At 66.5% G+C, this 25,850-nt stretch carries 19 protein-coding genes; 6 read left to right on the forward strand and 13 right to left on the reverse strand.

The features are described 5' to 3' along the window. Nucleotides 1–10: 10 nt before the first annotated feature. From ribH to nrdR, 5 genes are read right to left on the reverse strand one after another with little or no spacing between them, the layout of a single operon-like run. Complete coding sequence (ribH, locus tag ACYVGS_RS16090) at nucleotides 11–487, reverse strand: 6,7-dimethyl-8-ribityllumazine synthase (RefSeq protein ID WP_460589705.1); 477 nt, start codon at nucleotides 485–487, stop codon at nucleotides 11–13. A 22-nt stretch (nucleotides 488–509) separates the two neighbouring features. After that, on the reverse strand, nucleotides 510–1,622 hold the full coding sequence (ribB, locus tag ACYVGS_RS16095) for a bifunctional 3,4-dihydroxy-2-butanone-4-phosphate synthase/GTP cyclohydrolase II (RefSeq protein ID WP_460589706.1): 1,113 nt from the start codon (nucleotides 1,620–1,622) through the stop codon (nucleotides 510–512). Nucleotides 1,623–1,644: 22 nt separating this feature from the next. Next, the gene (locus ACYVGS_RS16100; RefSeq protein WP_460589707.1) at nucleotides 1,645–2,310 is read right to left on the reverse strand and encodes a riboflavin synthase; all 666 of its coding nucleotides are present in this window, start codon (nucleotides 2,308–2,310) and stop codon (nucleotides 1,645–1,647) included. 21 nt (nucleotides 2,311–2,331) lie between these two features. Continuing rightward, nucleotides 2,332–3,438 carry a dihydrofolate reductase family protein gene (gene ribD, locus ACYVGS_RS16105; RefSeq protein WP_460589708.1) on the reverse strand — a complete coding sequence of 369 codons (1,107 nt, stop codon included), beginning with the start codon at nucleotides 3,436–3,438 and terminating at the stop codon, nucleotides 2,332–2,334. 2 nt (nucleotides 3,439–3,440) lie between these two features. Next, entirely contained in the window at nucleotides 3,441–3,953 is a 513-nt protein-coding gene (gene nrdR / locus ACYVGS_RS16110) for a transcriptional regulator NrdR (protein WP_460589709.1), read from the reverse strand. Nucleotides 3,954–4,072: 119 nt separating this feature from the next. On the opposite strand from nrdR, the gene ACYVGS_RS16115 reads away from it, so the two are divergent. Continuing rightward, on the forward strand, nucleotides 4,073–5,959 hold the full coding sequence (locus tag ACYVGS_RS16115) for a gamma-glutamyltransferase family protein (protein ID WP_460589710.1): 1,887 nt from the start codon (nucleotides 4,073–4,075) through the stop codon (nucleotides 5,957–5,959). A gap of 1 nt (nucleotide 5,960) precedes the next feature. Here ACYVGS_RS16115 and glyA read toward each other — a convergent pair whose 3' ends face one another. After that, entirely contained in the window at nucleotides 5,961–7,223 is a 1,263-nt protein-coding gene (gene glyA, locus ACYVGS_RS16120; RefSeq protein ID WP_460589711.1) for a serine hydroxymethyltransferase, read from the reverse strand. Between the two features lie 185 nt (nucleotides 7,224–7,408). On the opposite strand from glyA, the gene ACYVGS_RS16125 reads away from it, so the two are divergent. The 5 genes from ACYVGS_RS16125 to ACYVGS_RS16145 all read left to right on the forward strand — a co-directional run bounded on the left by ACYVGS_RS16125 (nucleotide 7,409) and on the right by ACYVGS_RS16145 (nucleotide 13,099). Next, nucleotides 7,409–8,752, forward strand: a complete 1,344-nt coding sequence (locus tag ACYVGS_RS16125) for a UDP-glucose dehydrogenase family protein (RefSeq protein WP_460589712.1) — start codon at nucleotides 7,409–7,411, stop codon at nucleotides 8,750–8,752. After that, on the forward strand, nucleotides 8,749–9,192 hold the full coding sequence (locus ACYVGS_RS16130; protein ID WP_460589713.1) for an ATP-dependent zinc protease family protein: 444 nt from the start codon (nucleotides 8,749–8,751) through the stop codon (nucleotides 9,190–9,192). The genes ACYVGS_RS16125 and ACYVGS_RS16130 overlap by 4 nt, the downstream gene beginning before the upstream one ends. 57 nt (nucleotides 9,193–9,249) lie before the next feature. Continuing rightward, complete coding sequence (locus ACYVGS_RS16135; protein ID WP_460589714.1) at nucleotides 9,250–10,305, forward strand: succinylglutamate desuccinylase/aspartoacylase family protein; 1,056 nt, start codon at nucleotides 9,250–9,252, stop codon at nucleotides 10,303–10,305. Nucleotides 10,306–10,926: 621 nt separating this feature from the next. Beyond that, on the forward strand, nucleotides 10,927–12,594 hold the full coding sequence (ettA, locus tag ACYVGS_RS16140; protein ID WP_460589715.1) for an ABC transporter ATP-binding protein: 1,668 nt from the start codon (nucleotides 10,927–10,929) through the stop codon (nucleotides 12,592–12,594). 112 nt (nucleotides 12,595–12,706) lie between these two features. Then, a complete protein-coding gene (locus ACYVGS_RS16145) occupies nucleotides 12,707–13,099 on the forward strand; it encodes a PilZ domain-containing protein (protein ID WP_460589716.1) in 393 nt (130 codons plus the stop codon). A gap of 52 nt (nucleotides 13,100–13,151) precedes the next feature. On the opposite strand, the gene ACYVGS_RS16150 is transcribed toward ACYVGS_RS16145, so the two are convergent. Genes ACYVGS_RS16150 through ACYVGS_RS16180 form a run of 7 tightly spaced genes read right to left on the reverse strand, consistent with a single transcriptional unit; the run spans nucleotide 13,152 to nucleotide 25,847 of the window. Continuing rightward, on the reverse strand, nucleotides 13,152–14,156 hold the full coding sequence (locus tag ACYVGS_RS16150; protein ID WP_460589717.1) for an FHA domain-containing protein: 1,005 nt from the start codon (nucleotides 14,154–14,156) through the stop codon (nucleotides 13,152–13,154). Nucleotides 14,157–14,172: 16 nt separating this feature from the next. Then, a complete protein-coding gene (locus tag ACYVGS_RS16155) occupies nucleotides 14,173–15,234 on the reverse strand; it encodes a PP2C family protein-serine/threonine phosphatase (protein ID WP_460589718.1) in 1,062 nt (353 codons plus the stop codon). Continuing rightward, the gene (locus ACYVGS_RS16160) at nucleotides 15,231–16,529 is read right to left on the reverse strand and encodes a multiheme c-type cytochrome (protein WP_460589719.1); all 1,299 of its coding nucleotides are present in this window, start codon (nucleotides 16,527–16,529) and stop codon (nucleotides 15,231–15,233) included. The genes ACYVGS_RS16155 and ACYVGS_RS16160 overlap by 4 nt, the downstream gene beginning before the upstream one ends. Then, the gene (locus ACYVGS_RS16165; RefSeq protein ID WP_460589720.1) at nucleotides 16,511–20,251 is read right to left on the reverse strand and encodes a hypothetical protein; all 3,741 of its coding nucleotides are present in this window, start codon (nucleotides 20,249–20,251) and stop codon (nucleotides 16,511–16,513) included. Before ACYVGS_RS16165 ends, ACYVGS_RS16160 begins: the two co-directional genes overlap by 19 nt. Nucleotides 20,252–20,260: 9 nt before the next feature. Continuing rightward, complete coding sequence (locus tag ACYVGS_RS16170; RefSeq protein ID WP_460589721.1) at nucleotides 20,261–22,147, reverse strand: hypothetical protein; 1,887 nt, start codon at nucleotides 22,145–22,147, stop codon at nucleotides 20,261–20,263. 5 nt (nucleotides 22,148–22,152) lie between these two features. After that, the gene (locus tag ACYVGS_RS16175; protein ID WP_460589722.1) at nucleotides 22,153–24,123 is read right to left on the reverse strand and encodes a heme-binding protein; all 1,971 of its coding nucleotides are present in this window, start codon (nucleotides 24,121–24,123) and stop codon (nucleotides 22,153–22,155) included. Beyond that, nucleotides 24,120–25,847 (reverse strand): cytochrome c3 family protein, encoded by a 1,728-nt coding sequence (locus ACYVGS_RS16180; RefSeq protein ID WP_460589723.1) that lies wholly within the window; start codon nucleotides 25,845–25,847, stop codon nucleotides 24,120–24,122. The genes ACYVGS_RS16175 and ACYVGS_RS16180 overlap by 4 nt, the downstream gene beginning before the upstream one ends. Nucleotides 25,848–25,850 lie beyond the last annotated feature (3 nt).

A 25,850-nucleotide genomic window follows, 5' to 3' on the forward strand; every position in this document is an offset into this window, starting at 1 on the left:
GGTGACGCGCTCAGCCCCCGACCTTGCCCAGCAGGTTGACCATCTCCAGGGCGGACAGGGCCGCTTCCGCGCCCTTGTTGCCGGCCTTGGTGCCGGAGCGCTCGATGGCCTGTTCGATGGAATCCACGGTAAGCACGCCAAAGCTGATCGGCAGGCCGTGCTCCAGGCTCACCTGGGCAATGCCCTTGGTGCACTCGCCGGCGACGTACTCGAAATGCGGGGTGCCGCCGCGGATCACCGCGCCCAGGGCGATGATGGCGTCGACATTGCCCTGCTTCGCCACCCGCTGGCAGACCAGGGGAATCTCGAAGGCGCCGGGGGCGCGCACGATGGTCAGCTGGGAGTCCTTGACGCCGTGCCGGCGCAGGGTATCGATCGCCCCCTCCAGCAGGTGCTCTACCACGAAGCTGTTCCAGCGCCCCACCACCAGCGCAAAACGGCCCCGGCTGGCGGTGAAATCTCCCTCGATGGTCTTGATCTGGTGCATGCGGCTAGTCCTTGTGTGCAATTCAGTCGGCGACGGGGCTCAGGTAGTCCTCGACTTCGAGCCCGAAACCGGAGATGGCATTGTACTTGATGGTCGCGCCCATCAGGTGGATTTTTCCGACGCCGAGATCCTTGAGGATCTGCGAACCGAGGCCGACACTGGTGTAAATGTCCGGCGGGGCGACGGATTCCACCGGGGCATTGCCCAGGGCCAGGTCGATGCTGTTCAGCAGCTGCTCGGCGGACTCGTCCCGTGCCAGCAGCACGATCACCCCGTGTCCCTCGCGGGCCACCCGCGCCAGGCAGGCATTCATGCTCCAGGAGTGGCGGTCGGGAAGCTGGCTGGTGACCAGGTCGCGCAGGGTGGAGGTGACATGCACCCGCACCGGGGTCGGCGTATCCTCGCGAATCTCGCCCATGGACAGGGCCAGGTGCACGCCACGGCTGCCGGATTCGCGGTAGGCGGTGAGGCGAAAGCGCCCGTGGGCGGTATCGATCTCGCCTTCGCGGATGCGGTGGACAGTGCGTTCGTTGACCATGCGGAAGTGAATCAGGTCGGCGATGGTGCCGATTTTCAGGCCGTGCTTGTGGGCGAACTCCACCAGCGCCGCGCCGTCCGCCAGCACCCCCTCCGGGGTCAGGATGTCGGCGATCACCGCCGCCGGCAGCAGGCCCGCGAGGCGCGCATAGTCGGAAGCGGCTTCGGTGTGACCGGCGCGGGTGAGCACGCCCCCGGGCACCACCGTCAGCGGGAAGATATGCCCCGGCTGCACGATGTCCGAGGGCTTGGCGTGGGGCGCCACCGCGGCCTGCACCGTGCGCGCACGGTCGGCGGCGGAAATCCCGGTATCGATGCCCTCGGTGGCCTCGATGGACAGGGTGAAGTTGGACTTCTCGCCGTGGGCCGCGGGCACCATGGGCGGCAGGTCGAGCTGCCGGCAGCGCTCCTCGGTGAGGGCCAGGCAGACCAGACCGCGGGCCTGGCGGGCCATGAAATTGACGTGCTGGGCGGTGACGTGCTCGGCGGCAACCATCACCACACCTTCGTTGAGGCTGTCGGCATCGTCGTCCACCAGCACCACCATGCGGCCCTGGCGAATGTCGCTGATCAGTTCGTCTACACTGTTGACTTGCATGGAATCGGGTCCTTGGCCGGCGTCAGGAACGCAGGTAGCCGTTCTCGGCGAGAGTGGCGAGGCTCAGGCCGGCACCGTGGCCGGGCTGGGCGGCGGCATCCCCCTGCAGCAGGCGCTCCAGGTAGCGGGCGATCACGTCCACTTCCAGGTTGACCCGGCTGCCCGGGCGGTACTCGCCGAACACGGTCTCCGCCATGGTCTGGGGAATGATGTTGAGGTCGAACTCGGCGCCATCCACGGCATTCACCGTCAGGCTGGTACCGTCGATGCAAATGCTGCCCTTGTGGGCGATGTAGCGGGCCAGGTGGTCGGGGGCGCGCAGCACAAAGCGGATGGAGCGGCCGTCTTCGTAAGACTTGACCACTTCGCCGACGCCGTCGACGTGGCCACTGACAATGTGCCCCCCCAGACGGCTGGCGGGGGTCAGGGCCCGCTCGAGGTTGACCCGGCTGCCCACCGTCAGCTGGCCCAGGGTGGTGAAATCCAGGGTTTCCCGGGACACATCCGCCCAGTAGCCGTCGCCGGGAAGCTCGGTGACGGTCAGGCAGACGCCGTTGGTGGCGATGCTGTCCCCCAGGGCCACGTCATCCAGGGGCAGCTTGCCAGACTTGATGCGCAGGCGCAGGTCGCCGCCGCTGGGCTGCAGCGCGGCAATCTGGCCAACAGCCTCGATGATGCCTGTGAACATGTCGGGTCCTGTGCTTGGCTCTCAGTAACGGGGCACGGCGGTAAAGCGCCAGTCGGCCCCCACCCGGCGCACGTCCGTGAACGCCAGCTCGACCTTCTCCGCCATGGTATCCAGGGGCAGGTGCAGCAGAGGCCGGGCCTCGCTGCCCAGCAGACAGGGCGCCATGTAGACGATCAGCTCGTCCAGCATGCCGGCCCTGAGCATGCCGCCCACCAGGCGGGGGCCGGATTCTACCAGAATTTCGTTGCATTGCCGCCTGTTCAGCTCGGCGAACAGGGCCGCGAGCTCCAGGCCACCATCGGCGAAGGGCAGTGCGAGGCAGTCGGCCGCGCCCGCCGGCGGCGTTTCGCCCTCGCCGTAACAGAGCAGCGTGGGCGCGCCGGGCTCCAGGATACGCGCCCCGGCGGGGGTCTGGCCGCGACTGTCCAGTACGACCCGCAGAGGCTGGCGGGCTACCGCCCGGGCCGCCGCCTCCGGCGACATGCCCAGCTCCTGTTCACGTACGGTGAGGGCGCAGTCGTCGGCCAGCACGGTGCCGACCCCGGTGACCACGGCGCAGCTCATGGCGCGCAGGCGCTGCACATCCCGGCGCGCCGAGGGGCCGGTGATCCACTGGCTCTCCCCCGACGCCATGGCAGTGCGGCCGTCCAGGGACATGGCCAGCTTGGCCCGCACCCGGCCGCGGCCACGGCGCATGCGCGCAATAAAGCCGGGAATGACCTGCTCGGCCTCGGCCTGCAGCAGGCCGCAGGCGACGTCGATGCCTGCCGCCCGCAGGCGCGCCAGGCCGCGCCCGGAAACTTCCGGGTTGGGATCCTCCATCGCCGCCACCACCCGCGCCACGCCGGCCTGCACCAGGGCCTCGGCACAGGGCCCGGTCTTGCCGTGATGACTGCAGGGCTCCAGGGTGACGTAGGCGGTCGCCCCGCGGGCGTCCCCCGCCTGCGCCAGGGCCTCGATCTCCGCGTGATTGCCCCCCGCGGGGCGGGTGTAGCCCTCGCCGATGACGTGGCCCTCGCGCACCAGGACACAACCCACGTGGGGATTGGGCATGGTGGAATAGCGCCCGCGCCGCGCCAGCTGCAGGGCGCGGGCCATCATCCGGGTATCGAACGCGGTGAAAATCACGCTTACTCGGCGTCGGCGCCGTTTTTGGCGTCGCTGCCGCCAAGGGATGCGGCCAAAGCCCGCGGCTCCGCCTCCAGCCGCTCGATGGCATCGCGGAACTCGGAAATATCCTGAAAGCTGCGGTAGACCGAGGCGAAGCGCACGTAGGCCACCTGATCCAGCTGCTTGAGGTGGTCCATCACCAGCTCCCCGAGCACCCGGGAGCGCACTTCCCGCTCACCGGTGGCGCGCAGCTGGTGCTTGATCTGGTTAATGGTGGCTTCGATGGCCTCGACCGACACCGGGCGCTTTTCCAGCGCGCGCTGGAAGCCGGCCCGCAACTTGTTTTCGTCGAAGGGCTCGCGGTTGCCGTTCTGCTTGATCACCCGCGGCATCACCAGCTCCGCCACCTCGTAGGTGGTGAAGCGCTCCTTGCAGCTCAGGCATTCGCGGCGGCGGCGAATCTGGTCACCCTCCGCCACCAGGCGGGAGTCGATGACCTTGGTGTCCTCGGCCGCGCAAAAGGGGCAGTGCATGGCGTTACCCTCGTGAATGAAGTGCGCAGAGTAGCACAGGCCGACCCGCCAGCGGCAGCGCGGGCCCGCCCTCCTCCCACTGTTCTATACTGGAGGCGCAACCCAGAGGGAACTGACCCATGTCCGCGCGCACTGTCCTCCGCTGCCTCGCCGCAAGCCTGGCCCTGAGCCTCGCCACCACCCCCGCCCTGGCGCAAAAAACCCACAAGCCGGTCCTCTACGGCAAGCACTGGGTGGCCATCACCGGCAAGCCCCAGGGCGCCACCGCCGGGGCCATGGTGTTCCAGCGCGGCGGCAATGCCGTCGACGCCGCCGCGGCCATGCTGGCGGCCACCGCGACCCTGTGGGACGTGCTCGGCTGGGGCGGCGAAACCCAGGCGCTGATCTACCACCCGGAGCAGAAAAAAGTCATTGGCATCAATGCCCTGGGTGTCGCACCCAGTGGCGCCACCGTGGACTTCTTCCGTGAAAAGGGGATGCTCTACCCGCCGGAGTACGGCCCCCTCGCCGCAGTTACGCCGGGCACCCCCGGCGGCCTGATGGTCATGCTCGCCGAGTACGGGCGCCTGAGCCTGGCCGAGGTGCTGGCACCGGCCATGCAGCTGGCCGAGGGCTACCCGATTGAAGCCTCCCAGGCGGCCTTCATTGAGAGCAAGCGGGAGATCCTGGCCCAGTGGCCCAGCTCGGCCCGGGTCTTCCTGCCGCACCTCGACCCGGCGGCCCCGGATACCCGAGCCGCCCCCACCACCGGCGAGGTCTTCCGCCAGCCGGACCTGCTGGCCACCCTGGAAAAACTGGTCGCCACCGAACGTGCGGCGCTGGCGTCGGGCAAGAACCGCCGCGAGGCGATCATGGCGGCCTATGAACGCTTCTACCGCGGCGATATCGCCCGGGAAATCGTCCGCGCCACCCGAGAGGCGGGCGGCCTGTTTACCGAGGAGGACCTGGCCACCTGGGAGGTCAAGGTCGAGGAGCCCGTGAGCACCACCTACCGCGACATCGACGTCTACAAGCTCACCACCTGGACCCAGGGCCCGGTCATGCTGCAGGCCCTGAACCTGCTCGAGGGCTTCGATCTCAAGGCCATGGGTCACAACAGCACCCGCTACATCCACACCCTCTACCAGGCCATGAACCTGGCCTTTGCCGACCGCGACTTCTACTACGGCGATCCGGCCTTCCCACCCGAGGAGCCGATACGGGGGCTGCTGTCAAAAGACTACGCCGCGGAGCGCCGCAAACTGATGCCCGCTGACCGCAACCTGACCGACCTGAAACCCGGCAATCCCTACGCCTTCCAGGCCGGCAGCAACCCCTTCGAGGCCCTGCGCCAGCAGTGGACCCCGGTGCCGCCGGCAGCCGACGCCGAGGGCGCCGACAGCTTCCAGCAGGCCCTGCACATGAGCCCCCGGGAGGCCTTCCTCGCCGGCACCACCTCGATCCAGGCGGCGGATGCCGACGGCTGGGTGGTGTCGGTCACGCCCTCGGGCGGCTGGATCCCCGCGTTTATCGCCGGCGACACCGGTGTCGGGCTCAGCCAGCGCATGCAGAGTTTTGTCCTGGACGAGGCCCTGAACCCCTACAACGTGGTGGCGCCGGGCAAGCGGCCGCGGGTGACCTTGACCCCCAGCCTGGCGCTGAAGGACGGCCGTCCACTACTGGCATTTTCGGTACAGGGAGGCGACACCCAGGACCAGAACCTGCTGCAGTTCTTCCTGAACGTCGTCGAATTTGGCATGAATGTGCAACAGGCTGCGGAGTCACACTCGATTTTGAGCTACCAGATGCAGAGCTCCTTCGGCGCCCACCAGGCGGAGCCCGGGCGCCTGGAGGTCACCCACCGGGTGCCGCCCTACTCACGCGCCGAGCTGGAGCGCATGGGCTACCGGGTGGAGGTCGTCGAGCGCACCTACAACCCGGTCACCGCCATCTGGTTCGATCATGAGCACGGCACCCTGCAGGGGGGTGCCAGTGACTACGGGGACGATTACGGGATCGCGTGGTAACTCAGCGATAGACCGGGAAGCGCTGGCAGATCTCCAGCACCTTGCCCTTGACCTCGGCGATGGTCGCCTCGGCGTCGCCGCGCTCCAGGGCTTCCAGCACGTCACACATCCAGCCGGTCAACTCCACGGTTTCCGCCTCGCCGAAGCCGCGGGTGGTGATGGCCGGGGTGCCCACACGCAGGCCCGAGGTGATGAAGGGTGAGCGCGGGTCGTTGGGGACCGCGTTCTTGTTCACGGTGATGTTGGCGTTGCCCAGTGCCTCGTCGGCATCCTTGCCGGTGTAGGGCTTGCCGATCAGGTCCACCAGCATCAGGTGGTTGTCGGTACCGCCGGAAACAATATTGATGCCGCGCTGGATAAAGGTCTTCGCCATGGCCCGAGCGTTGGCAACTACCTGCTTCTGGTAGGCCACGAACTCGGGGCTGGCGGCTTCCTTGAAGCTCACCGCCTTGGCGGCAATCACATGCATCAGCGGGCCGCCCTGGCCGCCCGGGAAGACCGCGGACTGGAACTTCTTCTCCAGCTCCTCGTTGGCGCGGGCCAGGATGATGCCGCCGCGGGGACCGCGCAGGGTCTTGTGGGTGGTGGAGGTCACCACATCGGCGTGTGGCACCGGGTTGGGGTAGACACCCGCCGCCACCAGGCCAGCCACGTGGGCCATGTCCACCAGCAGGTAGGCACCCACCTTGTCGGCGATGCTGCGGAAGCGGGCCCAGTCCATGATCCGCGAGTAGGCGGAGAAGCCGGCCACGATCATGGTCGGCTTGTGCTCCAGGGCCAGCGCCTCGACCTGTTCGTAATCGACCTCGCCGGTGGCCTTGTTCAGGCCGTACTGCACCGCGTTGTAGATCTTGCCGGAGAAATTGGGCTTGGCGCCGTGGGTCAGGTGGCCCCCATCCGCCAGGCTCATGCCGAGCACGGTGTCGCCGGGCTTGCACAGGGCCTGGTAGACCGCCGAGTTGGCCTGGGAGCCCGAGTGGGGCTGGACGTTGGCATAGTCGGCGCCGAACAGGGCCTTGGCGCGCTCCACCGCCAGCTCCTCGGCCTTGTCCACGTACTCGCAACCGCCGTAGTAGCGCTTGCCGGGGTAGCCCTCGGCGTACTTGTTGGTCAGTACGGTGCCCTGGGCCTGCATCACTCGCGGGCTGGCGTAGTTCTCGGAAGCGATCAGCTCGATATGCTCCTCCTGACGGCGCTCTTCGTCCTGAATGGCGGCGAACAGCTCGTCGTCGAAGCCCTGGATGGTCATGCTCTGGTCAAACATCGGAATCCCCTGGCTGGCGGGGGGCACAGTGGCCCGTCTATGGAAGGCGCGCATTTTAACCAAAATCGCCGGCGCGGATAAGTGCGCTGCCCTGCTGTTGTCCGAATCCTGTATTATTCCTGTCATCTTTCTGCAATAGGGTGGCTGAAACCCGCTTTCAAACCACAAGGACTCCTCCTGACATCATGAATATCACCATTTTCGGCAGCGGCTATGTGGGGCTGGTTCAGGCCGCAATTTTTGCCGACGTGGGGCATCGAGTCATCTGCATGGATGTCGACGCCGCCCGGGTGGACCGCCTGCGCGACGGCGATGTGCCCTTCTTCGAGCCCGGCCTCTCGCAGCTGATTCACAACGGCATGGAGAGCGGCCAGCTCTCCTTCACCACCGATGCCAAGCTGGCGGTGCAGTCCAGCGACTACCTGTTCATCTGCGTGGGCACCCCCTCTGGCAGCGACGGCTCCGCCGACCTCAGCTACGTGATGCAGGTGGCCAGCAGCATCGCCCGCTACATGACCAGCCGGAAAGTGGTGATTACCAAGTCCACCGTGCCGGTGGGCACCACCGACCGGGTCCGCGCGCATATCCTCGGCCAGCTGGAGGAGCAGGGGCGCAGTATCCCGATCGAAGCCGCCTCCAACCCGGAGTTTCTCAAGGAGGGCTCCGCGGTGGCGGACTGCCAGAGCCCGGACCGCATCATCATCGGCACCGACTCCGACAAGGTCCTGGGCGAGCTGCGCATCATGTACCAGGCCTTCAACCGCAACCATGAAAAAATCATGCACATGGACACGCGCAGCGCGGAGATGACCAAGCTCGCGTCGAATGCCATGTTGGCGACCAAGATCAGCTTCATGAACGAGATGGCCACGATTGCCGAGGCCGTCGGGGCGGACATCGAGCTGGTGCGCCGGGGCATGGGCTCGGACCCGCGCATCGGCTACCAGTTCATCTATCCCGGCTGCGGCTACGGCGGCTCCTGCTTCCCCAAGGACGTGCGCGCCCTCAAGCACCTGGCGGAACAGCACGGCCACCGCGCCAACATCCTCACCGCGGTCCACGACACCAACCAGCGCCAGAAAAACAAGCTGGCGGAGCGCGTCATGGCACGCCTCGGGGCGGACCTGAGCGGCAAGACCATCGCCGTCTGGGGCCTGGCCTTCAAGCCCAACACCGACGACATGCGCGAGGCGCCCAGCCGCTACCTGCTGGAGGGCATCTGGTCCTGCGGCGGGCAAGTGCGCGCCTTCGACCCCGAGGCCGGGGAGTCCTGCCGGGATATCTACGGCGACCGCGAGGATCTGGTGCTCTGCAACAGCAAGGAGGCCGCCCTCAAGGGTGCCGATGTGCTGGTTATCTGCACCGAGTGGAAGGCCTTCTGGTCCCCGGATTTCGCCCGCATCAAGGAAGCCCTGTCACAGCCGGTGATCATTGACGGCCGCAACCTGTACAATCCGGCACAGATGGAAGAACTGGGCATCGAATACTACGGCATCGGTCGCGGTCGCTCCCTCGCGGGGGCGGCGTGACCCAGCGGCTGACCCTGGGCTGGCGGGAGTGGCTGTCACTCCCGGGCCTGGGTATCGCGCGCATCAAGGCCAAGATCGACACCGGGGCGCGCACCAGCGCCCTGCACGCCTTCTACGTCGAATGCTTCCAGCGCGACGGCAGCGACTGGGTACGTTTCGGCATCCACCCGGAGCAGGGCAATACCGAGCGGGTGGTGCACTGCGAAGCGCCCGTCCTCGACCGCCGGGTGGTCACCGACTCCGGCGGGCATCGCGAGGAGCGCTACGTGATCACCACGCCCCTGGCTCTCGGCGACCAGGTCTTCGAGGCCGAGATCACCCTGACCGACCGGGAGAACATGCGTTTTCGCATGCTGCTCGGGCGCACCGCCATGCGCGGCCGCGTGCTGGTGGACCCGGGGCGCTCCTACCTCCTCGGCAAATCTGGCCCTGATGACTGAGTACACGGCCAATATCGCTTTCCCGGCACCGCTTCCCGCCAGGCAGGAGGCCACCTGATGGCCCGCCGTGCCGGCAAGCTGGTGATCGGCGGGCAGAGTATCGCGCCCGGCGAGCGGCGCACCGTCGACATACCGGTGGCCCCCACCTATACCCGGGACAACCTGTCGATCAGTGCCCGGGTCGTCCGCGGACGCAGTCCCGGCCCGGTGCTGTTTGTCTGCGCCGCCATCCACGGCGACGAGATCAACGGCGTGGAAATCATCCGCCGCCTGCTCAAGGACCCGCACCTGGAGCGCCTGCGCGGCACCCTGGTGGCGATCCCCATCGTCAACGTATACGGCTTCATCAACCACACCCGCTACCTGCCCGACGGGCGCGACCTCAACCGCGCCTTCCCGGGCTCGCCCCGGGGCTCGCTGACCGGCCGCATCGCCCACACTTTCCTGCAGGAGGTGGTGGCCCAGTGCACCCACGGCATCGACCTGCACACCGGCGCCCGCCACCGCAGCAACTTTCCGCAGATCCGCGCCAACCTGGAGGACCCGACGGTCATGGCGATGACCGAGGCCTTCGGCGCCCCCCTCGCCATCGACGCCAAGATCCGCGACGGCTCCCTGCGCCAGGCCGCCGGTGACATGGGCGTTCCGGTCATCCTCTACGAATCCTGTGAAGCCCTGCGCTTTGACGAGACCTATATCCGCGCCGGCCTCAAGGGTGTGCTCAACGTCATGCGCCACCTGGGGATGCTCCGGCGCAGCCGCGCCCGTCACCGCAGCCCGACCATCAGCCGCTCCACCCACTGGCTGCGGGCCCCGGAAAGCGGCGTGCTGCGCGTCCTGGTACCCCTCGGCGCCGAGGTCCAGGCGGGCCAGACCATCGGCTTCATTGCCGACCCCATGGGCAGCAGCGAGGTGGACGTGGTCAGCGACAGCCACGGCATCGTCATCGGCCGCACCAACCTGCCCCTGGTCTACGAGGGGGACGCGCTGTTCCACATCGCCCAGATCGGCCGCAAGGCAAACTGGGAGATGGAGGATTTCCACGAGGACTGGAGCCCGGACGACGGCGACCTGGACCCGGAGGACCTCAGCTCGGCGCCAATCGCCGACTGAGCCTCCCGTCCACCACTTCGGGCGAGGTCCGGCCGGATCGGAGGTTTGCCGTGCCACTTCGGGCGAGGTCCGGTCGGGGCGAGGATTTGCCGTGCCACTTCGGGAGAGGTCCGGTCGGGGCGAGGGTTGGGCCCTTCCGGGACACGCTGTAAATACGTCCGTGTACGCTCGTTGGCGGCCATCCATGGCCGCCGACGGTCCCGGAAGGGCCCAACCCTCGCCCCGCCCTCAGTGCCAGCGAATGGGCTTCCGGGACTCAAATGCCCTCCCCTTGGCCCTGCTCGGTGAATTGCGCCTCCGGCACCCTGCATCGACATTTGCCAGGCCTCGGGGAGCAACCGGAGCCTCACAGCGAACTGCAGCTCCCTGGCCGGCGAGCGTGAAGGATACCCAGACGCCCGAATTCACTGCGAGGCGGAGGCTGTGATGACGCTTCCCGGGACCGTCGGCGACATGGATGTCGCCGTCGAGCTCCCATGGATGGGTTCACAGCGTGTCCCGGGAAGCGTCATCACAGCCTCCGCCGGACTTGGAACTGGTCTCCAGAAGCAGACACTGAAGCCGGCCGCCGGACCTGCTAGAATCCGCCGACATTTCCACTGCCAAAAGACACGAGACACCATGGCCCAATACGTCTACACCATGAACCGCGTCGGCAAGGTCGTGCCGCCGAAGAAAAAGATCCTCGAGGACATCTCCCTGTCCTTCTTCCCGGGCGCCAAGATCGGCGTGCTCGGCCTCAACGGCTCGGGCAAGTCGACCCTGCTGCGCATCATGGCCGGCATCGACACCGACATTCTCGGCGAAGCGCGGCCGCAGGCGGGGATCAAGATCGGCTATCTGCCCCAGGAGCCGCAGCTGAATCCGGACAAGGACGTGCGCGGCAACGTCGAGGAGGGCCTGCAGGACGCGATTGACGCCCTCGCCGGGCTGGACAAGGTCTACGCTGCCTACGCCGAGCCGGACGCCGATTTCGATGCCCTGGCCAAGGAGCAGGCGCGGCTGGAAGACATCATCCAGGCCACCGACGCTCACAATATCCAGACCAAACTGGAAGTCGCCGCCGACGCCCTGCGCCTGCCGCCCTGGGATGCCGACGTCAGCACCCTCTCCGGGGGTGAGCTGCGCCGGGTCGCACTGTGCCGCCTGCTGCTGTCCCAGCCGGACATGCTGCTGCTGGACGAACCTACCAACCACCTGGATGCGGAGAGTGTGGCCTGGCTGGAGAAGTTCCTCCACGACTTCCCCGGCACGGTGGTTGCCATCACCCACGACCGCTACTTCCTGGACAACGCCGCCGGCTGGATCCTCGAGCTGGACCGCGGCCGCGGTATTCCCTATGAGGGCAACTACTCCGACTGGCTGGAGGCCAAGGAAAAACGCCTGGAGCAGGAGAAGCGCCAGGAGGCCTCCCACCAGAAGGCCGTGAAGGCCGAACTCGAGTGGGTGCGCAGCAACCCCAAGGGCCGCCAGGCCAAGAGCAAGGCGCGCCTGCAGCGCTTCGAGGAGCTGCAGTCCCAGGAGTTCCAGGCGCGCAACGAGACCAACGAGATCTACATTCCGCCGGGCCCGCGCCTGGGGGACAAGGTGATCGAGGTGCGCGACCTGAAGAAGACCTTCGGCGACCGCCTGCTGTTCGAGAATGTCAGCTTTACCGTTCCCAAGGGCAGTATCGTCGGCATCATTGGCGCCAACGGCATGGGCAAGTCGACCCTGTTCAAGATCCTCATGGGCATCGAGCAGCCGGAGAGCGGCACCGTCGACATCGGCGACACCGTCCAGCTCGGCTACGTCGACCAGTCCCGGGACGACCTGGACGGCAGCAAGACGGTCTGGGAAGAGGTTTCCGGTGGGCAGGACAACCTGCGCATCGGCAACTACGAGGTGAACTCCCGCTCCTACCTGGGCCGCTTCAACTTCAAGGGCTCGGACCAGCAGAAGTTCGTCAAGGACCTGTCCGGGGGTGAGCGCAACCGCCTGCACCTGGCCAAGCTGCTGCAACAGGGCGCCAACGTGCTCTTGCTCGACGAACCCACCAACGATCTCGACGTGGAAACCCTGCGCGCCCTCGAGGAAGCCATCCTGGCATTCCCCGGCAGCGCCCTGGTGATCTCCCACGACCGCTGGTTCCTGGACCGCATCGCCACCCACATCCTCGCCTACGAGGACGACGGCAACGTGGTCTTCCACGAGGGCAACTTCAGCGAGTACGAGGAGGACCGCAAGGCGCGGCTGGGGGCGGCAGCGGAGCAACCCCACCGGGTCAAGCACCGCAAGCTGAAGACCTGAGCACGGGCCGTGACAGCCCACGGACCATTGCGAGCGACGCCCCGCCGGGCACCTCGCAATGACCCACGGGCGGCGCTATAGTGCGCAAAAGTCAGTCGATAGAGGGTAGAGCATGAGCGACGCTCAGGACGTGCACCGGGGCTTTTCGACCATCTGCGCCGATCTGCCGGTGTTGGTGCAACAGGGAGGCAGCGAATGGCCGCAGCGCCTGCGCAGCCTGTCGCTGACCGGCGTCGAGACCGATCAGCCAGAGCGCTGGGACGCGCAGTACAACGAGCCTTTCACCCTGCTGATTGATACCGGCGCCCGGGAGCCACTTGAGCTTCACGCCTGGCTGCAGGACGTCGCCGGCGGCCTGCTCAGCTTCACCGTGGAACACGTGGACCGGGAAAATATCCAGCCTCTCAGTACCCTGCTGCGCCAGCACCTGGGCGATGACGAGCAGCTGGAGGAGGACCTGCGCCGCCTCGAAGCGGAAGATCAGGACGGGGACCCCGAGGACTGAAGCCCCGGGGAGCGGGCCGGGGGCCGCAAGCAGCCCCCGCGATCAGCGGAATCTACAGCAGGAAAACGGCAGCCCCGGCAAGCAGGACAGCCACCACCACTGCACCCATCACCAACAGCTTGCGCTGTGACTGCCCGCCGCTCGCGGCGGCACTGGGGCCCGGGGACGGCGGCGGTGTTGCAGCAGCGCCTTTCGCGGTATGGAAAACCAGCGTGGCCTTGCCCAGGCGAATCTTGTCGCCGTCGGCCAGGTAGGCCGTCAGACGTTTCTCGCCGTTGACGAAGATACCGTTGGCGGAGACCAGATTGACCAGGCGCCAGCGGCCACCCTGGTGAATCAACTGCGCGTGACGCGCCGAAACACTCGGCTCCGCCAGCATGATTTCGCAGCTGTCCTCGCGGCCCACTTCCCAGACATCGGGCTCGGAACCGTCGCCCGTCTCCAGCTCCATCACGTCGCCGGCCTTGCCCTCCTCGACCAGGATCAGATGGGCCAGGTCGGAGGCCCGTTCCACGCTGGCCTTGTCGCCAGCCGTGTCCAGGCCGTCCATGGACAGGAACTGGGTGTGTTCGCCAGTGCCGGAGTCGACCCAGCTACCGGGCAGGTCTGCACTTCCAGGTGGCGCCGAGGCAGGCTTTGGCGCCGCTTCCGCTTCGCTGGCACCCGCGGGCTCCGAAGCGGGCACCGCGTCGGGTACACCCACCACTGTCACATCGTCCGCTGGTGGTGTCACGACGGTGCGGTCGTCGTCCGCTGCCTGGCTCCCGCCGCTGATCGCGACCCGGAAGCGGTGCTTGTCGAACTGCAGCTCGTCACCATCGGACAGCGTGGTACTGCCCACCAGGCGCTGCCCGTTGAGGAGAGTCCCATTGGCGGAGCCGAGGTCCTCCAGGGTAACCTGTTCCCCCTCTACCACCACCCGTGCATGCTGGCGCGACACGCGGGAATCGTCTATCGTCAGTTCGCAATCAGCCGAGCGGCCGACGCGGACTTCCCCTTCCAAGGCGTGCTCGGTGCCGTCATCGGACACCAGGCGAGCACTGAATACATCCGTCATGTTTCGATCTCCCTCGTCAGCCACCGAGGCCGGTGCTGTACCAATAGCCCAACAGGGCCCCCAGCAATACGGTCAGCAGCAGCCACAATCGACGCCACCCATGCGTGATACCACGTGGTCTCTGAGCCTCCCGACGCAGCGCGTCCATGGCATCCGCAGACATCATCTGGGTGGACTCCACCGACTTGGGGCGCACGCGCTGCCGCTGGGGTGCGCGCACCGGCGCTTCATCCGGTCCCGCCGACAAGCCAGGTTGCACCAGTTCCGGCAGACCGTAGTACTCGCCGGTGGCAGGATCATAGCGCCAGACCACCTCGGGTTCATTCGTCGCCCGCTCCGCGCCATGCCCAGCACCGCCGGCATCGGGCACCCTCTCTGCCAGTACCACAGTGACATTGTCGCGTCCGCCGGCATCGACAGCGGCACGAACCAGGGCCTCGCTGCGCGCCGGCAGAGGCTCATCGCTGCCGAGAATCGCCGCCAGGCGGTCGCAATCCAGGACATCACTCAGGCCATCTGAACAGAGCACCAGCAGCGCACCGGGGGGCAAGTTACCACGATTGGTGCCCACTCGCAGCTTGTCCTCGTCCTGCAGGCCGATCGCCTGCACGATGACATTCTTGCGCGGATGGCTGCGAGCCTCCTCGAAGGTGATCTGCCCCTGCTCCAGCAGGGCTTCCACATAGGAATGGTCCCGCGTCAACAGCTTCAGCTGGCCATCCCAGAGATAGGCGCGGCTGTCGCCGACCCAGCACAGGTGGTAATCGCTGCCGCTGAATTGCGCAGCCACCACGGTGGTGGCCATACCCGACTTGCCCCGACCAGTCGCTACCGCATCGCGCACTTCACGATTAGCCTGGCGAATGGCCGACTCCAAATCCTGCCCGGCGGCCAGCTCCCGGGCCAGGACCTCGCAGGTAACCTGGCTGGCCACCTCCCCTGCCTGGTGGCCGCCGACACCATCGGCAACCATGACCAGCCCGGAAGCCGGCTCGATCAGCAGGGCGTCTTCATTGTGCTCGCGACGCCCGACATGGGTGTCGCCGGCAGCGTGCCAGGGCTGTTCGGGCCCGTTCACAGCGCCCCCAGCATCTGCCGGGACAGTACCGCGAACTGTTGCGGCACGAAGTCATTCTCATCCTCGACCGTGGCAAACAGGCGATCCAGCTGACCTTCCAGGCGCGCGGCGTCGCCGAGGGACAGGGACAGGGTTTCCACCGCCAGGAAGACCTGTTCCGCCGCGGTGAAGTGGCGGAAGCGCTGGGCGGCGGCCTGATTCAGCAGTTCACGCCGCAGCTCGCGCTGCTGTTCGGGCCCGTATTGGGCCTGGCTCAGTCTCTCCACCAATGGTGCCAGACGCGCGTGCAGCGCCCGGGCGGCGGCGACCACCTGTTCCCGGGACTGCAGGGAAGCCTGGTGCAGGGCCGTCAGGTCCCGACGCAGCGCGTCCACCGTCGACGGGTCGGTGACCTCCAGTACCGCCAGCAAAACCGCCAGGCTGGCGTCATTCAGACGCACAGCCCCCGGCGGCAGGCCATCGGGCTCTCGCACATAGCGCAGATCGTCCATGGGATGGTGACAGGAATGGCACTGAAAGAAGGACAGCTCCGGTACCAGGGAGGGCCGGGTGAACCAGTCCTCCTGCAGCAGCTCGAGGGTATGCATGCCGGTCACCGCGAGGCCGGCCAGCCACATGTTCACGGAGGGAGTCCAGGGCTTGCGCTCCTTGTAGTCGGCATCCACCTCGTAGTGCGCCGGCTGGTTGACGGTGAAGGTTTCCAACTCGAAGGCCAGGCGGGGATGTCCGGCACCCATGATCTTGTGTGTCGCGAACTTGTCCTTGGTCCCCAGGTGGCAGGACAGACAAAGACGCGCCCGTGCCAGGGGATCCTCGGTGGGGTACATGCCCTTCGCCAGGTTGTCGGCGTGACTGGTCCCCGCTTCGGCGTGGGACTCGAGCCAGCGGCCGGAACCACCGTGACAGGCCTCGCAGCCTACGCCATCGGAAATCTGGAAGCGCTGCCCCCGGGCTTCCGGTGGTACATTGTCAGCGTGGCAGTCCAGGCAGATCTTGGCCCCCTGGGCGCTGGGCAGGCCCAGCTTGGCGGCGATTGCCTCGGACTGCGCGGTCTGCAGGGTGCGATAGGCCCGGGAGTGGTAGTCCTGGCGCAACCAGATGCGGTACTCGTTCAGCCACACCGTGGATTCCGGGTCCGGACTGCCCTTGCCGTGGCAAACACTGGTGGCACAGCTGGCCACCCCCTCGTGCATGTCCTGTCCCGCCTCGGGCAGGGGTGGCTGGGCATGCGCACCGTCGCCGGCGAGTGCCAGCAGCAGTAGCACAATCCGCGGCGTCAGTTTTCTACAAACCATGGCTTGCCATCTTCATCCAGGAACAATTTGCGCATCTCTTCCAGGTTCAGTGGGCGCGAGCCCACGCGGCCGAACACCGCCACCTGCCCGCCGGTCTCGTCCACGCCACGGTCCCGCTCCAGGGCGCGACTCAGGGACAGGGCCGGGGACTTCGTCGGATAGCTGGCAATCAGCTCGGGGCGCGGCTCCGGCGAGAAACCGTAGAACTTGGGCTGGCTGTCCGGCGAGGTGAGCTGGATCACCTTGAGGCCACCGGCGCCGTCGGCGACGTACGCAAACAGGGAGGCATTGGTACTGCCTACGGTGACATCGTGGGGGTCAACCAACCCATCCTTGAAGGTCTGCAACAGGCGCATGCGGTCGGGGCGGGTAATGTCGACAATGGCCATGCCCTCCGCCCCGGCGGCCACGTAGGCATAGGTGCGGGCCAGATGCAGACGCCGTGCCTCCGCCAGGTGGATGGTGTTGTCCGCAACCAGCGCCGGTGCCTCGGGATCAGTGACATCAATGGTTTTCAAACCATCGGCATCGGTGACAAAGAGATAGCGGAACTGCTGCGCCACGGAGTGCCCCTGGTTCAGGGGAACAACATCCACCAGGCGGGGCTTGAGCGGGTCGTCCAGGTTGACCACCACCAGGCCGGCATCGGCAACGATGTAGGCATAGTAACCCCCCAGCACCATGTGCCGGGCCCCCCGCAGTATCCCGTTCTCGTTCCAGGTGACCGCACGCTCGAGGAAGTTGTTGCGCGGCTCGCCATCTACCAGGGTATTCACCTCGGTGAGTATCAGGCCTTCCTCGGCATCGGTTATCAGCGCGTAGTTGTAGATCGGGTGGAAGGGCTGCTCCAGGTTGGTCTCGCGCATCAACTCGCCCTGGTTGCGCTCCGGCGCGATCGGCTGGTTGGTGGGCAACACCACGCAGGTGGCATTCGCGGAGCCAATGTGGGTGTCGTGGCCCAGGGGGCTGAAGGGTGCGGTGATCACCCGCTGGGAAATGCCCTTGTTGCCGATACTGGCGATATCGTAGACACGCATGCCCTTCTCGCCCTCGGCCACGAACAGATATTCGCCGCGGTGCTGCAGGCAGGCCGCCGGGCCGCTGTCATGGGGGTAGCCGTGCTGCAACTTGCGCCCGTTTTCCTGATGGTCGGCGAACCAGTCGGGGTAGGCGTAGCGCTGCAGGTAGGAGCCGATTACCGCCTGGGGTTCATCCCACTCGGTGACCTGTACCCCGGTAACGTGCTCCTCGCCACCGACCCAGGCGTAATAGCCCACCAGGTTGACGAAGCCGGTGCCATACATCAGCAGCTGGGCCATGATGGCATTGTTGTCGTTGTCCTTCGACAGGTGACAGTCCTCGCAGGCCTTGGTCTCGGTCTTGCGCACAGTGTGGGCAAAGTGCGGGTTGAAGGCCTGGGAGCTGTAGCCACTGGAGGCGATCGGCGGCTGCTGTATGTAGATCTTCTCGCGGTTGGCGTTGGTGGAGGACAGCACCAAGGCGGAGGTGGAGCGCACCGGCGCGATCTTGCCGCCCTTGGCTTCCTCGCGCCGACCCAGCAGGAACATCTGATCCCGGGATACCTGCGGGTTATAAGTGGCCCAGTTGCGGGAGTAGCCCCCCTCGTAGTGCTTGCGCTCGGTTTTGTAGTTCGCCTCGATCGGCAGGTGACAGCCGGCACAGCTGGTGGTCCAGGAGGTGTGGCAGGTGTAGCACTCCATGTCCTCGTCACTGTGGGCGAGGTTTTCCGCAGCCACCTCGCCGCCCCATTCCTGGGTCGCGGTATTCGTGCTCATCAGCTTGGAGCGGGCCGCCTTCTCGTTGTACTGGGCGTGGCCCTCGGTCACCGTGTCCTTGACCAGACTGACCTCCCACTCCAGCTCCGGGTCCAGCACCGAGCGCTGGATCAGCGTGTCGCCAATCCACTCGAAACGCAGGCGCCCGTCGGGATTGCGAATCGAGCCCAGGTCCGTGCCACCATCCAGTGCCGCAGGCCCGGAGGTGTAGAGGTTGGGGTAGGCGCTGGCGGAGCCGTGGCAGTCCTTGCAGTCGATTTCCACCGCGGCAGCCACCTCGCCGTAGATGTGCCCGTTGCCATGGGCATCCTGGGCGTAGTGGCAGTCCACGCAATGCATGCCCTTGTCGGCATGGATGGACGACATGTGCACGGCCTTGTCGAATTTCTCCGGGTCATCATCGCCGACAACATTGCCCTCGGCATCCAGCAGGTTGCCCTCGCGGTCGCGCTTGAACACCGCGCGGAAGTTCCAGCCGTGGCCGTGGTAATCGGCGAACTGGGTGTCTTTCAGGGTCGGGTTGAGTTCGGAAACCTGCTTGAGGAAATCCACATCGGCCCATTTACCGCGGGGGGAAGCGCCCTCGGGGTTGCGCTCCAGTACATCCATCTGCTCTTCATGGGTGGGGTAGACCTGCTGCTCGGGCCACATCGTCGGTGCGTCGGCCTCGTAGTCCCACATGGTGTAGCCCAGGTAACTGTTCACGAACATGTTGGGCTGGTGCATGTGGCAGGACATGCACTGGCTGGTGGGGATGGCCCGGGTAAAGGCGTGTTTCAGGGGGTGCCCCGAGCGGTTCTTGGGAATCGTCGGGTCAACACTCTGGGACATGCCCTCGTGGCCGAACTTCGCGTAGTGGCCCGAGTGCTTCGGATCCCGGTCGTTGGCGTAAACCACGTGGCAGGCGGCACAGCCCGACTGGCGGTAATCCCCGGGCTGGTCATTGGTGCCGATAAACCAGGTGTGCGGGTCGTTGAGGCGGGTCTTGGTGATGTTGATCACCGGCACTGATATGCGCGCACCCGTACCCGGGCCACGGTTTGACTGGCGGATATCGGGGCGCCCCGGCTCCTCCAGGCGCTGCAGCTGCCCCAGGGCATTGGGCAGTCCGGTCTCCGGGAACAGGTTGGTAATGTTGCGGCCGCCGCGCTCGAACACCCGGAAAATGTCTCCGGGCTTGATGGTCTCCCAGGCGGGCAGCGGGTACAGCTCGGGGAGGATACTCTTGCGGGTCATCGCCTCGGTGGGTTGAATCGGCCCCAGCAGCTTGGCCGGTTCCCCTTCCCGGGTGTAGGCCTCCCCCAGGATGTAACGCTTGTAGGGCAGGATCCCGTTGTTATAGGCCGCCCCGCCCCAGAGCATCGCCGAGGTGGCCATCAGGCTGCGCTCCGCCGCCTCGATGATCGGCAGGTGGCAGGCGCCGCAGGCCTCCCGGGCGATGCGATAGTCCGAGGGGTTGATGAAGCGAGTGAACTCCGGGCTTTCCTTGTTCAGCAGTGTATAGGTCCGCTCCGGATTGGCGCTTGAGGGGTAGTGCCAGGATTCCGGATACAGCGGCAGTACGTGGGCGCTCTCCATGGCGGCGCGATAAGCCGCGTCCGCAAGGCTGTCGCCAACCGTGCGATGGACGCTGGCATCACCGCCGTGGCAGTCAGTGCAACCCAGCTTCACAGCCGGATTGACGTGCATGGTCTTCTGATCGGTCTCGGTATGGCAACTGAGGCAGCCCGCCGACTTCGCTTCCATCGCTTCCGCGCTCTGGCTGGCCGGTGCCGGCGGCGCTGTCACGTGGTTGCGCTCCACCGGTTTCTCGCCACTCGCACCCAGTACCAGGCTCACCGGCAGCGCCAGCAGCAACGCAGCGAAGCTGGCCACATACCAGTGGGTGGGCTTCCCGAAGCGACTCTTGTCAGTAGGTCCACGCATGGCAATCACTCAGAAGGTCAGTATTACGTTACACAGCAGGGAGTAGGGGTCTTCATCCCCGTAGAGGTCCTTGTAGCCCTGGCCCGCCAGCATCTGGGCATAGGAGACCCGCACCACTACGTTCTGGCTCATGAAAGGCCGCCAGATCACCGCTGCAGAAAGGTCGACGCCGATTTCGCTGTCGACATTGGCCTGCTGCCGCGCCACCTCCAGCACGCCGGTTTCCGCAAAGGCCAGGTAGTTGGCGTTCAGGGACAGGCGCAGCTCCGGCAGCAGGTCCAGGTCCACCCCGCCGCCGGCCAGGATGATGCCGGGGTTGGTGAAGTTGGACTGGCCGTGCTCCTTGGAGGAGCGCAGGGAATTGAGCACGCCGTTGCGCTGGGACAGGGCCACCCGCCCGCCACCGATCAGCGGCAGTCCCTGGCGGATGTAGTAGCTGGTGTCGGCGCCGGCAAACTGCGGGTTCTCGAAGATGGCGTCGAAGCCCTCGCTCTTGCCGTCGAAGGGGTCGTCGTCGCCACTGCCATAGAGGAAGGACAGCCGCGCGCGGATCCAGTCGAAGTCCATTGACGGCTCGGCGGCAAAGAAGAAGGCCTCGATGTCCGATTCACGACCGCTGAACACGGCATCCTCTTCTTCCCCGAAGGCGGCGTAGAAGGAGGTGGTCAGGTTGAGCCGGCCAAAGTGGCCATCGCCGTTGTAGCCCAGGTACCAGACATCGTATTCCCGCAGGCGCTCCTCACCCACCGAGGCAGGCCGCTGGATGAAGTCGTTGGTGTCGTAAAACACCTCGTCCTCGCGGTTGCGGTTGTAGATCAGCGACGCCTGGGAGAAGAAGCCGAGTTGGGGGAAGTCCTGCCAGTAGAGGTTGGCCACGAAGACGTCGTCGTCCCGCAGGTCTTCGCTGACGTCATTGAGGCCGCTGTTGGTATCCTTCTCCATGCGCCGGAACCAGGCCAGGTTGTACTGGAAGCGGTTGTTGTCCCGGGTACCGAAGAGACGCACACCGAAGGGCGCATCCTGGAACAGGAAACCGCGGAAGTCGCTGGAGAAGGGCTGGATGCCCACCCGCACCGAGTCGAAGTCGTAGCGGTCGGAGACATCCCGCAGGTGCTTGTCGACAAAGGCGGCCTGGATCCCGACATGGTTGTCGTTGCGGGTCGCGCCATCGGCCGGGTCCGCGTTGACCCCAAGGATCTCTTCCAGCTCGGTATAGTTGTAGTTGAACACCGGCGTGAAGCGGAACTCCCAGTCCGGCGGGCGGAAAACCGTGTCCCCCTGGTAGTAAACCAGCTCCACCGCCACGTTCTGGTTGAACAGGTACTGCTCCGTTTCCCCGAGCACATCGAGGCTGCCCGGGCGGTCGGTACTCTGCACGCCGACCGGCGTGGGCACCTCGCGGAATTCCAGCACCGAATCGGAAATGGCGGTGACATTGAAGAACCAGTCGTCGTGGATCGGGCGGTCGCCCTTGATGGTGTTCTGGTTATAGGGGTCCCACCAGTTGTCGGCGTAGCCGAGGGCATTGACGATGCGCCAGCGGTCGGGAATCGCCACTTTCTCCACGAACTGCTCCGCCGTCGGTCGCGGAATGTCACTGTAGCGACGCGGCAGCACCGAGCGCGGCCGGGCCGCGACCGGGACCTCCCGAGTCACCTCGCCGGTCTCTGCATCCACCGTGGTTTCGCGGTAGGTGCAGTCGCGGTTGGAGCCCCCCGCCCGGCGCCGGGTACTGCGCGCGCGATCCCGGGGGTCGAGGTCATCGCAATAGACGACCTCGCCCTCCCCCTGGGCGTGCGCCGTCTGCGGTGTGACGACAGTGCCCAGCAGCAGCGCCAGCCCGAGTGTGGAAACACCCGCCAGGGCGGGCACGGTCCGTGGAGAATGCCGGCTCATGTCACTCACTTCCCTGCACACACGTGCTGTGCGTCGCTGTTGATAAAGGGCGTCTGCGGGCACTGGATATAGCGCAGCCGCTCGCCACCTGGGGTCAACTGGTCGGCGCGGATCGCCGGGGGCGCGTTATTGATGGCACCACCCAGGGCCTCGCCGGCCTCGTGCACGCCGAGGAAGGCAATCATGTCATCCTGGTCGATACCGTCCCCGGAGACCCCGATACCGCCGACCAGTGTCCCGCCGCGGTAGATCGGCACGCTGCCGGGGAAAATCTGGATGCCGTTGGCCACCCGCGGCGCCTCGGACTGTAGGCAGTTGTCGCCGACATCACTGTCGCTCAGGCCTGCCACGAAAGCGATGTGTGCGATGATGTTGTTGAAGGACAGGTCGAGCTGCAGACCGGTGGAGAACACGCTCCACTCGCTGTCGTAGTCCTTGCTGAAGGGCCCGTGGGGGTTGCCGATGATGCCGTCGGGATAGAAGGGCCGCGAGAGGTTGCCCCCTGCGCGATCGGAAAACGCCGTGCCATCGGTCAGCGCCTGGGGCCCGATAAACAGCTGGGCAGCGTCCACGTAGTCGGCAATGTTCACTGTCGCCGCCGGACTCAGATCGGGGTTGAGGTACTGCGTCGGGGTGTCGATACCGCGCAGGAAATCGGCGGCATCCGGGGAGGAGAACAGCACCGCGGTACGCGCCTTCTGCAGCGAGACATCGGCGCCGAAAATCGGGGCATCGCGGGTGCGCAGCATGCCCAGGATGGCGCCCTGGCTGTCCACGATCGAGACCGTCACCCGCGCCGGGGTGCCCACCGGCCGGCGAATCTGTGCCCGCGCCCGGTTGGCCACGCCAATCGCACTGCGCAGCAACTCCCGCACCTCGGCCGTGCCCAGGGACTGGTCGCCGAGCAAGGCGGCATCGGTGCCGGCCCTGGGCGCGTAACGCGGGTTGCCGCTGCCGTCGACGAACTCGAAGGCATCCAGGCCGGCAAAGGTGCCGGACGGGCGAATACCCGATTCGGACTGACCGAAGGCCGTGCCGCGGCGCACCTCGCCGGTACTGTAGCCGGGCACCGCCAGCAGCGCCCCCTGCAGAGTCTCGAAGCCCGGCGCCTGGGCCGGGTCTGCCGGCAGGTCCTCCAGGCCGACATCGCTGAAACGGAAGACCTTGCCCTCGACAGTGATGCGGTTTGCGCGCCGGTCCACCGGTGCGGTATAGCCGAAAGTCGCGGCGAAGGCGATCTGTTCGTCCAGGTCGCGATCGGTATCCAGCAGATTCTTGTCAATACTGTAGCGCCCGTCGGCGATCACCCCGACACCGCCCACCGGCGTGCCGTCCTTGTAAAGCGGGAAGCCGCCCGGATCGGCGGACAGGCCCAGGGGCGAGCGCCGCGGGCCCGTCCCCACGGCGACACCCCCCTGGGTGAAATCGGAGCAGGCCAGCTGGGAGAACTGTACCCCGAACAGGGGGCCGGCTGGCTGGTTGCGCTCACCGGGGTTGAAGTGCTCCTGCACGATCTGGTTCGCGGTGCGGGTACTGAAGGCATTGCCCTCACTGGACAGGTAGGCACCGGTCAGAGCCTTGGCGATGGCGGCCAGGGCATCGCCGCCCACCGCCACCGGCAGCACCACACCCTCGAGGCCGGCGCTCACCTGCACCGGAAAATCGGTCGCCAGCTCGACGTCATTGCCGGCATCCACCCCCGCCATGCGATAGACCGCCAGGACATTGCCCACCCGGTCCACCACCGCCAGGGTGGCATTCGCCCCCAACGCTTCAGCCTGGTGCACCCCCTGGGCCAGAACCCGCCGCACATCCGCCTCGGTCAGCCGGCTGTCGGCGGTCGCGCACTGCCCCTCACACGGGGCGTTGTCCACCGGATCGCGATCCGGGGAGCTGCCTTCGCTACTGCCCCCGCCACCGCCGCCACAGGCGGCCAGCAGGCTCAGAGTGCTTGCACAGATCAGTCGCCGAATCATGGTGATGTCCCCTGCAGTATATCGCTGTCATGGACCGCCCGAACGCGGGCCGCCCGGGACAGGGTGCCCTCCGCCGCGTGGAAGGCGTGGCAGCTGACACAGTCGAGCGCCGCCTTGCCGCGGTCCTCGGCATGACAGCTCAGGCAGTTGTCCTGGCCGGGCATGAGTACATCACTGGCCAGATCGGATTTGGACGCCTCGTGGCAGGTCTCGCAGGCCGCATCGCCGGTAAGCCCCGCCTGGCTCAGGTGGCTGGTATGGTCAAAGCGCGCGTGGGGATACCAGTCCCCGGTGAGCCGGATCGGCTGCACAAACCAGCGGTCCATGATGTTCTCGAGGCCCGTTTCGCTTACCTCGTGACAGGTAATGCAGCCGGTATCCATGAACTGGAACTCGGCCTCCTTGAGGGCCTCGGCACGACCGCACTCCAGCCCCGAGCCCTCACAGCTGGCAGCAGCCTCGCGCTTGCCGGGGACCCGCCGGGGCTTTTCCTGGGCCCGCTGGGCGCGCAGCTGCGGATCGGTGAACTCCCGGATGAAGTGTGCTTCCATGGCGGTAATCGCCGCTCGCAGATCTCCGTGGGGCAATTCGAGCTCGGGCTCGAAGATATCGAAACTCAGGCCGTGGCAGCTGCGACAGTGATTGTCCATGGTGATGGACTCGAAGTGCTCGCCATCGTCCTTGAGCACGTGGCAGCTGGCACAGGCCAGGGCCTCGCCGGTGGCCTCGTGCTGCACCTTGGCCGGATCCAGGTGGACCTGGTGGGTGAATTTGAGGTTGGAACTTTCCTGCAGTGGCTCGCCGTCCGGGCGCACGCGACGTAGCTCCCAGCCGTGGGCAGCCCCTGGCCCGCGGGGTTCCAACAGGGCCACGCGGAAGCCGGGGTGGGTGGTATCGGTAAAACCCAGCACGGCCTGCATCGGGTCGCGCCCGTCCACTGCCCAGTTGCCCGGCGTGGCGTGGCAGTCGACACACAGGCCCTTGTCGCGACGGGTCACCATGGCGGGCTCGTTGTGTTCCCGGTGGCAGGAGGCACAGCGGACATCGGCAAAATCATGGGCGGCGTGCACCGCCAGGTCGGCGTGTTCGCGAATTTCGTGGTGGCAATCCAGGCAGGTCTCGTCCCGCACCATGACGAAGGGTGTCTGGTGGCAGGCCTGGCACTCCTGGGCCACGCCCGCGGCCTGGTGGGCGGCGACCAGCGGGCCGCTCGACCACAGGCTGTCGTCCGGCAGCGGCGTATTGCGCAGGGGCTCCGCCAGCTCGGGCCGCAACAGCCCCAGCAATGGAATTAACAGCGTCAGCAACAAAACCAGCAGCACCAGCACCCAGCTGGTGCGTCGGATACTCCAGGTGTGACGCTCCAGGCTGACGTCGCCGGTGAAGCGCACCGCGGGCTTGCCAGCACTGGCGATCTGCAGGGCGAAATCGAAGCCGGGCGGCGGCGGAATCACTTCCAGTTTGTAACCGGGCAATTCGAACCGGTCGCCCACTTTCAGGTCGTGCTTCTCGGTGTCGCTGCCTTCGACCGTGATCACCGGCTTGCGCGCCGTAATGCGCCCCGCCCCCTGGCCGGTCGCCTGCAGAGTCACCTCGCCACCTACCCCCGGCAGCGGCACCATGGCACCCGGCTCGCCGCCCAGGGTCAGCCGATCGCCCTGGTACTCGTTTTCCAGGGCCTCGCCGCTGCCGCGGCCGGTGAGTGTACGAACCAGAAAATACATGGC

The sequence above is a fragment of the Haliea atlantica genome (assembly GCF_054779855.1).